This is a genomic window from Acinetobacter sp. Lyrl_1 (assembly GCF_051948795.1).
Taxonomy (GTDB): domain Bacteria; phylum Pseudomonadota; class Gammaproteobacteria; order Pseudomonadales; family Moraxellaceae; genus Acinetobacter; species Acinetobacter towneri.
In genome coordinates, this window is sequence record NZ_JAYJLK010000107.1 from 1 (window position 1) to 680 (window position 680).

Below are 680 nucleotides of genomic sequence, written 5' to 3' on the forward strand. Positions count from 1 at the left end.
TTCCAATCGCTGACATAAACAGCCCACTCATTTTCAAGACGGCTATAGTATTCATGTTTATCTATAAAATATTCGATTTCAGCTTCTACTTCTAAGTCAAAACGAAAACCAATTTGATCTTCCCCATAGTGAATAGGATTTTTTAAATCTAGAGTTATATTACTTCCAGTATATGCTGAGGATATTGTCGCTTCATTTTCATCATTAGAATAAGAAATATCGTGAATTTTAATATTCCAAATTTCATCGCTTATTTTATCTGCTAAAAAATCATGAATTATTGGATTTTTTATTTCTGAGCGTTGAATAAAAGATAATAAATTTCCAATTTGGCTATCAATAATATCTAGGCCTTGCAATTTTTCTTGTATATGAGTGCTTAAAATAAATTCCTCTACACTATGGAATATTGAATAATTTGGTAATTTAGAAAAAGTATTTACTATTTTTTTATCGTTTGCGATAACAACCAAATTTGAAAATCTTTTCTTTATTTCTTCTATTCCCCGACAAATAAAACTGTCTGGGATATCTTCTCGATTTTTAGGAGATGTAAGAGGAGCTGATCCTTTGAAATAGGCCTCTAATGCTGAAATAGTTTGATTATTGTCAATCTGCTGTATATTCGCATTTAGCCCACTTAACCAAGATCTTGAAAAAAATTCAGCATCACTATTAAT

At 29.4% G+C, this 680-nt stretch carries 1 pseudogene; it reads right to left on the reverse strand.

Annotated elements, in window-relative coordinates:
* Positions 1-680, reverse strand: a pseudogene (locus tag VF675_RS13745) (PIN domain-containing protein); the annotation flags it as partial.